Annotated in this window: 9 protein-coding genes and 1 pseudogene; 6 read left to right on the forward strand and 4 right to left on the reverse strand. The window is 71.4% G+C overall.

Going from position 1 to position 9,076, the window contains the following annotated elements; all coding sequences use genetic code 11:
• Positions 1-683 (reverse strand): annotated as a pseudogene (locus tag V7793_RS27605) (haloacid dehalogenase); the annotation flags it as partial.
• Positions 684-941: 258 nt separating this feature from the next.
• Between V7793_RS27605 and V7793_RS27610 the strand changes: the two are divergent.
• Positions 942-1,379, forward strand: coding sequence for a nuclear transport factor 2 family protein (locus V7793_RS27610; protein ID WP_443058008.1), 438 nt, complete (start codon positions 942-944; stop codon positions 1,377-1,379).
• Between the two features lie 54 nt (positions 1,380-1,433).
• Here the strand turns inward: V7793_RS27610 and V7793_RS27615 are convergent, their stop codons facing one another.
• Positions 1,434-2,291: a YwqG family protein gene (locus V7793_RS27615; protein ID WP_336011212.1), complete on the reverse strand. Its 858-nt coding sequence runs from the start codon at positions 2,289-2,291 to the stop codon at positions 1,434-1,436.
• Positions 2,292-2,418: 127 nt separating this feature from the next.
• On the opposite strand from V7793_RS27615, the gene V7793_RS27620 reads away from it, so the two are divergent.
• On the forward strand, positions 2,419-2,610 hold the full coding sequence (locus tag V7793_RS27620) for a hypothetical protein (protein WP_336011214.1): 192 nt from the start codon (positions 2,419-2,421) through the stop codon (positions 2,608-2,610).
• A gap of 50 nt (positions 2,611-2,660) precedes the next feature.
• Here the strand turns inward: V7793_RS27620 and V7793_RS27625 are convergent, their stop codons facing one another.
• Positions 2,661-3,509, reverse strand: a complete 849-nt coding sequence (locus V7793_RS27625; RefSeq protein ID WP_336011216.1) for a DUF4097 family beta strand repeat-containing protein — start codon at positions 3,507-3,509, stop codon at positions 2,661-2,663.
• A 72-nt stretch (positions 3,510-3,581) separates the two neighbouring features.
• Positions 3,582-4,130, reverse strand: a complete 549-nt coding sequence (locus tag V7793_RS27630; protein ID WP_336011219.1) for a hypothetical protein — start codon at positions 4,128-4,130, stop codon at positions 3,582-3,584.
• Positions 4,131-4,615: 485 nt separating this feature from the next.
• On the opposite strand from V7793_RS27630, the gene V7793_RS27635 reads away from it, so the two are divergent.
• From V7793_RS27635 to V7793_RS27650, 4 genes are all read left to right on the forward strand, one after another.
• Positions 4,616-5,113 carry a nuclear transport factor 2 family protein gene (locus tag V7793_RS27635; RefSeq protein WP_336011222.1) on the forward strand — a complete coding sequence of 166 codons (498 nt, stop codon included), beginning with the start codon at positions 4,616-4,618 and terminating at the stop codon, positions 5,111-5,113.
• Between the two features lie 125 nt (positions 5,114-5,238).
• Entirely contained in the window at positions 5,239-6,633 is a 1,395-nt protein-coding gene (locus tag V7793_RS27640; protein WP_336011225.1) for a radical SAM protein, read from the forward strand.
• Positions 6,630-8,675: a radical SAM protein gene (locus V7793_RS27645; protein ID WP_336011228.1), complete on the forward strand. Its 2,046-nt coding sequence runs from the start codon at positions 6,630-6,632 to the stop codon at positions 8,673-8,675. Before V7793_RS27640 ends, V7793_RS27645 begins: the two co-directional genes overlap by 4 nt.
• The coding region (locus V7793_RS27650; protein ID WP_336011231.1) for a hypothetical protein at positions 8,665-9,076 on the forward strand (412 nt) is incomplete at its 3' end. The genes V7793_RS27645 and V7793_RS27650, both read left to right, overlap by 11 nt.

The raw sequence follows: 9,076 nt of genomic DNA on the forward strand, positions 1-9,076 counted from the left end.
CCGTCGATCCGGTCGGTCACGGTGGCCTCGCCGCTCCAGCGCGGCGTCATGCGCAGCCGTACGGCGCCCGCGTGCGGGTCGTTGCGGTCGGCCAGCACCTCGTGGACCAGGTCGGTCTTCCGTCCGTCGGCGGCGGTCCAGGTCAGGGCCGTCCGGACGATGCCGCAGTGCAGGAGGAGGGTCTGTCGGTATCCGGAGATACGCCCCTTGTCCGTCGAAGAGTTGAAGGTATCGCTGTGTTCTCCGCCGGTGCCGACGTTGAGCGTGGTCCACGTGGGCAGGGCCGCGACGGCCTGCCGGTCGCCGGCGGTCTGCTTGTTGTGCGCGTAGAGGCCGGAGACGAAGGAGCCGTCGTAGCTCGGCGTGAAGAGCGGCCAGCCGGTCTTGGCGCTGCTGTCGGTGTATCCGGACCCGTTGGGTGCGACGCGCTGGCCCAGGTAGCCGTTGCCCACGTAGGCGTGGTGGGCGTCACCGGGGTCGATGCGGGTGGACTCGAGCGTCCAGCCGTCGTCCGTCCGGCAGTTGCCGGGGGACGGGGAGACGGAGGCGGGGGGACGGGCGCCGGTGGGGGGCGGTGGCGCCGGGGCGGCGGTCGCGGGCGCCGCCGAGGCGACGAGCGCGCCTGCCAGCAGCAGTACGGACAGGCGGACGGGACGCGGCCGGGCGCCGGGAGAGTACGTCATGGTGCTCCGTCGTTTTGATCTCCTGCGAGAGTCCCGCGACCATAATTTTGTGAACGGTAAACGTCAATACCTTCGGTAACTTGTACGAGTGTTGAAGGCGTTGCCGATCCCGGTCAACGTACATCGCCGGGGAGTTGCGCGCGCGGTGGCGGCCGCATCCGGGAACTCCGCCTTTCCTCCGGCCCTGTCGCCCGGCACGCACCCCGTGGTAGTCATGAAAGTGACTAGTCATTTTCATGACTATCACTGCCCGAGGGGATGGCCATGACCACCACAGACCGCTTCCGCGCCGCCGTCGGCAACCGCGACCTCGCAGCGCTCGACGACCTGTTCACCGACGACGTCCGCCTCTACAGCCCTGTGAAGTTCACGCCGTTCGAGGGCAAGCCGGAGGTGCTGGGCCTCTTCGGGGTCCTCCTGCGCACCTTCGAGGACTTCCGTTACATAGGCGACTACACGGGCACCGCGCAGACCAGCGCCGACGGCACCCCCGCTCCGTCGGCGGTCCTGCTGTTCCGGGCGACGGCGGGCGGCAAGGAGATCCACGGCATCGACCTGCTGCACTTCGGCGACGACGGGCGGATCAAGGAGTTCACGGTCATGGTCCGGCCGCAGTCCGCCGTCCACGCCCTCGGCGAAGCGGTGCTCTCCGGACTGGTCGCGGACGGACTCGTCCCGGCACCGGCCGGCCAGTAGCCGGTCAGTGGCGTGGGGCCGGGGTCCTGCGCCACAACTCCCGCACCCCGTACGTCAGCTGCACTGCCAGGTGAACATGGCGCGGTCGAACCGGCGGGCGGCCAGGTCCTCGGGGCGTATGAGCCAGTACAGGGCACCGCAGTCGCCCCACATCATCCCGGCGTCGTCGTCCGAGTCGATCTGGGCGAGCAGCGTCCAGCGCAGCGCCTCCTCGCCGATGCGGGGGTCGTCGTTCGGCGGGTTGCCCAGGGCGCCGCGGGCGACCTCGGATTCCACATCGTCCTGCACGGGGTCGGCGTGGCCTCCGACAAGGTGTCCCGCACCCGGGACGTCCCACAGGGCCTCCTGGAAGTCCTCGTCCCACAGCGGGTGGTCGTCGGGCATCGGCGCGAACTCCCGGTAGATCACCGGGTGCCAGGGATAGGGGGCCGTCGCCTCCACGCGTGCCGCCAGCCGGACCTCGGCATAGGGCCGGATTCCCGCGGGGGCCGGGCGCTCGGCGAGGGGGACGCCCGCCGGCACGTACAGCACGCGCGCTCCCGCCCAGGTGTCGGGCTCATCGGGCGCGACCCACGCACTGCCGTCGTCCAGCTGCCCGTCGAAGTAGAAGAAGAACAGCGTGCCGTCCTCCGGCAGGGCGATGTCGAGGGCCGCGGAGGGGAGCGCGGCGCAGTCGAGGGAGGCGATGAAGGTGAGGGGGCCGTGCCCCTCCCATACGGGCCACTCCTCGTTCTCGGGGAGCTCCGGCAGCCCGCCGAGCCGGCCCACGACCACGTCCGTCCCCTCGTCCGCGGCCTTGGTCAGCCCCAGGCCCGGCCGCAGCAGGCCGATCCACCGCTCGGCGACGTCGGCGGGCAGGTGTTCACGGGCGACCGCGTGCAGGGCATCGGTGGCGGTGGTGTTCTGTGTCATGGGGCGATCATGCACGGGACCACTGACAACGGGCACGGCGGGCACGAGGCGCTGTCCGGCCCCGTACGTCCGGCTCGGCCGGCTGCCGCGTCCGTGGCCCGCCGCCGCTCATGGGATGATCATGTCCATGTGGAACCGCAGGGGCGCGTGCAAGCGCTGTGGAAGGGACGGTCGCTTCCGGCGGCGTACGTGTCCGCCTTGCCGGCGTTCGGACCGGGCCGAGACGGCCGTCGACGCCGCCGACACCGCGATCGAGCTCGGTGCGCTGGGCTGGGTGTGGCGCGGCATACGGGTCATGGTGCGGGCGCTGACCGACTGAGGCCCGGAAGCGGGGCGTGACCCTCCCGGGCTCCTCGGCGGGCGTCCGCCTCAGGCGCCCCCGGCCCGGCGGACCGTCACGTCGCCGACGGACGTGGTCGCGTACACCTCGGCCGTTTCCTTGGACCGTCCGGGTCCCTCGGAGGCCGTCAGGAGGTTGTGCACGTTGCCGAACTTCGTCCGGACGTCGAGGTGTGCGGCCGTGCCGGGGCGGATGCCGATCTCGATCTGACCGCTCGACGTGGCGAGGACGGTCGAGCCGCGCACGACCTCGCCGACGCGGATGTCCCCGTGGGCGGTCCTGGCCTCCAGGGCCGCGTGCGCCGTGCCGACGGAGACGCTGCCGCTGGCCGACCGCACCCGCAGGTCCCCGGCCGCCTCGCCGATCCGGCTGTCCCCGTTGGAGTTCTTGATCACCGACGGCCCCGCCAGTTCGCCGGCCCGGATCGCGCCGGTCCCGGTCGTGATCGTGGCGGCGCCGCGCACCCGGTCCGCCGTGACGTCGCCCAGGGAAGTGGTGGCGGTGAGCGGGCCGGTCTCCTGGACGCGGATGTCGCCCGCCGATGTCTTGATGCGGCACTCGCCCAGTCGCCCGGCGCAGCGGAAGGCGGTCATCTGCCCCGTGCCCTCGACCGCCGAGTCCGACGGCAGGCCGATCGTCACGTCGACGGATCCGGTCCTGCCGAAGAAGGCGCGCGACTTCGGGCCCCTGACGAGCAGCCGGCCCCCCGCGTACTCGACGCGGGTGTCCTCGGCCGCCTTCGTGTCCGCCGGGCTGCCCGGGTCGCTCGGGCGCACCTCGACGACCGTGTCGGTGCGCTCGTCCGCCTGGAGGCGGACGTCCCCGACCTGGAGGTCGACGGAGACGGAGATGGGCTGCGGCGTCTCGAAAACAGGCATGGTGTTGTCCCCGCTGGTCGGAAGGGTGGCGATGCTCCGGGACCGGTGGCGATGCTCCGGTACCGGCCGGGCTCAGGTCACCCAGCCCGTGTAGTGCTGGCCGCCCCGCGGCGCGCGCCGCTCGGGGCGCCGTGCCTGCTCGTCGAAGTCGAGCATCGCGGACACCGCCCGGACCAGCCAGGCGTTGACGGACAGGCCCTCGCGCCCGGCGGCCTCCTCGATCCGCGCCTTCAGGTGCTCGGGCGGCCGGAAGTTGATGCGGGACGTGGCGCCGTCCTCCCCGCCCGCCGGCACCGGCAGCGGGGCGGGCAGCGAGGGCACCGCACCGGCGTGCGGGTGCTCGAAGCCTCCCTCGGCCTCGCCGGGCCCGTGGTCGGAGGGGGGAAGGCTGACGACGAAGCTCGGGTCGAGCCCGCGCAGCCGGACCTCGACCGAGCCCGGCGCCAGATCGCTGGTGATCTCGTCCGCGGCGGCGGACAGGGCGTCGAGCAGGACGAGCCGGACGGCGGAGGAGAGCGGCGCGACGAGGCGCTCGGCGACCTCGCGGGTCTCCGCGTCGCCCGCCTCGGCTGCGACCAGGAGTTCCTGGCGCAGATTGTCGACATACCGCATGAGTTCCATGGCGCCATCCTCACACCGCCGTGGCGCCATGTGCAAGCCGCCCGGCCTGCGGCCCGGGCCCGGCCGGGGGTGATCGAATTACCCGTGACGACCGGGCCGTGACGCCGGCCCGTGCCGCCCGGCGCGGGAGGCCGGGGCCGGCGGTCCTCTATTCGGAACGGGACTCCCGAATTCCCATCCGGCTCGAATAACGGATTCCGCGCCGAAAACCGCTGGCCGGCGGTCGCGATCAGACCCGTCAACTGGGCAGTTTTGTGCGGGAGTTCGCAGGTATTGACAGCCAACTCGCCCTCGATGATAGTCGGGTACCAGCGAACAAGCGAGCGACTGGGTGAGCCTTGCGATCTGGTGCAAGGGCGAGATGAGAAATTCTCCGCAGGTACCCTCCCTCAGCCTCCGCTGGGGGTGCTCTCGCACGACGTCCCTTTCCGGTCCCTCATGCAGTCGACGCAGCCGGAGCAGCCGAAAAACAAGGGAATCGCTCAATGACCATAGATTTCGTGCCCACGGTGACCGCGGGCGCCATCACCAGGGAAGCCGTCCAGCAGCTCCTCGAGGAGTACCGGTCGGCATATGACCGCAGCGACCAGGCGTACTTCGACCTGTTCGCCCCCGACGCCACCTTCTTCATTCTGTCGTCGCCCACCCGCATCGACAGCCGTGAGGAATTCCAGCGGGTGTTCACCCTCGCCGCCGGTACGGCCCGGCGCAGCCAGCTGCTCTCGCCCGAGATCCGGATCCTCGGCGACACGGCCCTCGTCAGCCTGCACTGCCGGGTGGCTCTCGGCGAAGAACAGCAGTACCTGCGCGAGACCCTCGTGGTGACCCGCGGGGCGCGCGGTGACCTGCGCATCGCCCACCTGCACGTTTCGCCCCAGGACATGCCGTCCGTACCCGACTCGCCCGAGCGCGCCGTCGAGGAGATCTCCGTCATCGAGGAGCGCACGGCCACCACGGCCAGCACCGTCGGTACCCCCAAGTAGCAGCGGGGGACCGGAGCACCCGACGACCGCCGGGGCTCTCGTGCTCACCGGCGAGGGCCCCGGCGGTTCACGTCCGTCCCGCGCGCGGGGGAGACGGACGACGACGGAGACGATGGAGGGGTACGTTGCTGCAGCACGTTTCGTCCTGCACGCCCGAATACGCCCGGCGGCTGCCGCCGAAGACCCGGCCGGTCATTCGCTACCGCCGGGAGGACTTCGGCTGGCTGGCCGCATTCCCGGACGGTTCGGTGGCCATGTACGACGAGGGCGCCGAAGCCCTGCTGCGCGCGGGCGAACCACCCGAACGATGCACGGCCCACCTCGTCGAAAGACTCTCCGTGGAGACGGACTTTCATTTCCGGGCGCCCGCCATGGTGTGGCTGGAGATCACCCGCTCCTGCAATCTCCGCTGCCCGCACTGCTTCGTCGAGGGTGGCAGGGCGCGCAGCTCCGAATTGCCCACCGAGCTCATCATGCGGCTGCTCGACGAATGGGCGGCCATGGGCGTCTTCTCGCTGATCGTCACCGGCGGCGAGCCCACCATGCACCCCGATTTCTGCGAGATCGTGCAGCGCGCGTACGACCTGGGATTCGTCATCGGCATCGCCACGAACGGCACGACGCTCAGCGAACGCATCCTCTCCCGCATACCGCAGGACGACGTCATCATCAGCATGAGCATCGACGGCCTGCACGGACAGGGGAAATACCGCAACGAAGGCGAGTTCGCCTACGTCACCCGGCGGCTCGCCGAACTCCGGGACCGCGGATTCAACACCAGCATCATGACCACCACGACCCATGAGAACGTCGACGACCTCCCCGTCATCATCGACTGGGCGAAGGAGAACGACGTCAGCCTGCGCAGCGTGCCGTTCATCCCGATGGGCCGCGGCGCCCTCCACAAGGACCTCGCCAGTTCGATGCACGACGTCGAGCGCACCGCCCGGTTCTGGATCGACGAGGAGGAGTGGGGCCGCGAGAAGGACCGCACCCTCGGCCTGTGCGCGGGCAAGGTGCTCGACTTCCTCTACACCATGGTCTTCGCCACGCGCCGCTGCATGAGCGCGCGCGGCGTCTGCTACGTGAACTCCGCCGGGGACGTCTTCCCGTGCAGTACCTGCGCCGGGAACAAGGTGCTGTGCGGCGGGAACGTCCAGCTCACCCCGTTCGCCGGCATCTGGGAAAGCGAGGACTGGCTCATCCGGAAGATCACCTGGGACAACTACCGCGACACCTGCGAAGGCTGTCCCATCAACGACGACAAGTACTTCTGCACCGGGCGCTGCCCGAGCCAGTCCAGCATCCTCAACGGCACCTTCGACGGCTGCGGCACCAGCGACTTCCAGCTGCAGAGCATCCTGCGCAGGGAAGAGCTCTTCCGCGCACGCATCATGGCCGAGCCGCGCGTCGAACTGCGCCGCGGCGAACGGGCCGGACCCGGCGCCCGGGACGCGGTCCCGGCCCCCGCTCCGGGCACGGTCCCGGCCCGCAGCACCCTGCCCGGGGAGCGCTCATGATGAAGGTCGCGCTCGCCACGAGCCCGCACCTCAACCACGGCGGGATGTCCCTGCGCACCCGGCCCGGCGACCCGCCGCCCATGCAGAACTTCGTCCCCGTCGGCCTGCTGTCCCTCAAGGCCGCCGCCGACGCGGCCGGAGCGCCCGCCGCGATCGAGGTCGTCGAGACCAATCAGCTGCTGCTCGACGGCGCCGTGCCCAACGACGACGCCCTCTACGACAGCCTCGCCCGGTCCGTGCTCGCGGCCGGCGACTCCCTGGTCGGGCTGATGACCGACGCGGACTCGCTCGTCCACACCGTCCTCCTCGGGCAGGCCCTGCGCAGGCGCTCCCCGGACACCCTGATCTGCCTCGGCGGCCCGGCCGTCACCCCCATCAGCGCCGAGTTCCTCGGCCGCTTCCCCTGGGCCGACTTCATCGTGCGGGGCGAGGGCGAGGCGACCTTCAACGAGCTCCTGGAGACCCTGCACGCGGGCGGGGACCCCTCCGGGATCCGCGGCCTCACCCACCGCAAGGGCGGCGAGGCCGTCGTCAACGCCGAACGGCCGCTGTTCCAGGACCTCGCCGACCTGCCCTGGCCCGCCTACTACGCCTACGACATGTCCAAGGGCGCCCGGCTGTACCTCGACGTCGGCCGCGGCTGCCCCTTCCGCTGCTCCTTCTGCGCCACCGCACCCTTCTGGGAGCGCAAGTTCCGCATGCGGCCCATCGACGACATCATCCGGCAGCTGGAGTACGTCCGGGACGTGTTCGGCCGCACCAGCGTGAACTTCTCGCACGACATCTTCACCTGCAACCGCCCCTGGACCCACGAGTTCTGCGACGCCCTGATCGCCCGCGACCTCGGCGTCACCTGGGGCTGCAGCACCAGGACCGACCTCATCGACGCCGGACTCCTGGACAAGATGGGCGCGGCGGGCTGCGAGGAGATCTACTACGGCATCGAGAGCGGCTCGCCGAAGATGCAGCGCTGGATCAAGAAGAACCTCGACCTCGAACGGTCCCTGGAGGTCGTCCGGGCGACGAAGGCCGCGGGCATCCGGCCCGTCACCGGCTTCATCGTCGGCTACCCGACCGAGACCCGCGAGACCATGTCCGAGACCCTCACCCGCTTCTTCCAGTTCCTGGAGGAGGGCCAGGGGCGCAGCCAGCTCTTCACGCTCGTCCCGCTGCACCAGTCGCCCATGTACAAGCAGTACGCGCCCACCCTCAACCGCCCCGCCGAGTACTACGACATCCCCGTCACCGACCCGCTCATGGGACAGATCCAGCAGTACCGGCGCGAGCACAAGGACCTCTTCTGCACCGACTACCGCTTCGCCTGCCCGGACGTGGGCGACGCGCTGATCGACGCGGCCGAGGAGCTCTCGGGCCACGTCGTCGTCCTCGCGTCCCTGTGGCCGCGGCTCCTGCCGTACTACGACTCGCCCATGGACTGGTACGAGCGCTGGGTGGCCTGGATCGAGGAGTACAACGCCGAGCACTCGCCGGGGACCCGCTTCCGCCACCAGAGCGAGGCACGGGACCTGCTGGTCTTCGCCCAGGAGGAGACCGTCCGCCTCGGCATCGAGGACTCGCCGGCCGCGTCCCTCGTGCGCTACGAGATGATGCGGCTGGCCGCGGCCGACCTGCCCGAGCCGCCCCCGCGCCCCGCCGCCCCCGGCGTCGGCCCCGAATCCCCCCTGCGCGCCGGGGACTTCCTCAGCGCCGAGTTCCCGCACGACCTGCACCGGATGCTGCGCGGCCCGGCCGGGGCACCCGCCGCCGAGGAGGGCACGGGCGCGAACGGCAGCAGCTACGTGGTCACCCGCAAGAGCGCCCACGACCGGATCGAGACCATCCAGCTGGGCCGCAGCGCGCGCGACCTGCTGGAGCGCGCCGACGGCCGGCGCACCGCGCGGCAGCTCATCGCCGAGGTCTTCCCCGAGGACTCCGGCGACCCGGACACCACGCTCCGCCGCGGACTGGAGCTGGTCCGCTCGCTGGCCGGGATGGGCCTGCTGCTGGAGGCGCCGGTCAACGGCGACACCGATGCCCGCTGACGTCCCGGCGGGGGAGACCGTCGCCTGCGAAGCCGCCGTCGGCGGCGTGGTGACGGCCGGCCCCCGCGGGACGTCGGCCCACCTCCTGGCCACCCGCATGGGCCGCCACGACCAGGGCCCGGGCCGCGGCACGCGCATCTTCTCCGGCGACCCGCCCGGCCCCTGGCGCATCGACCTCCCCGATCCGGAGCCGCCGGAGGACCACGGCGAGGTCCTGGCCGCCCTCACCGCCCTCCGCGACCGCTTCGGCGGCCGGGCTGCGCTGCAGTTCTCGCAGGTCTCCTCGGTCCGGGTCGTCGCGGGGACGGCCCACGGCACGGGCGCCCCCCAGCCACGCCACGTCTGGTCGCTGACCGGCGACCTGCTCACGCCCGGCGGGCACGAGGTCCCCGTAGGGCGCA

This window comes from Streptomyces sp. KLMMK (assembly GCF_036961605.1).
Classification (GTDB): Bacteria; Actinomycetota; Actinomycetes; order Streptomycetales; family Streptomycetaceae; genus Streptomyces; species Streptomyces telluris.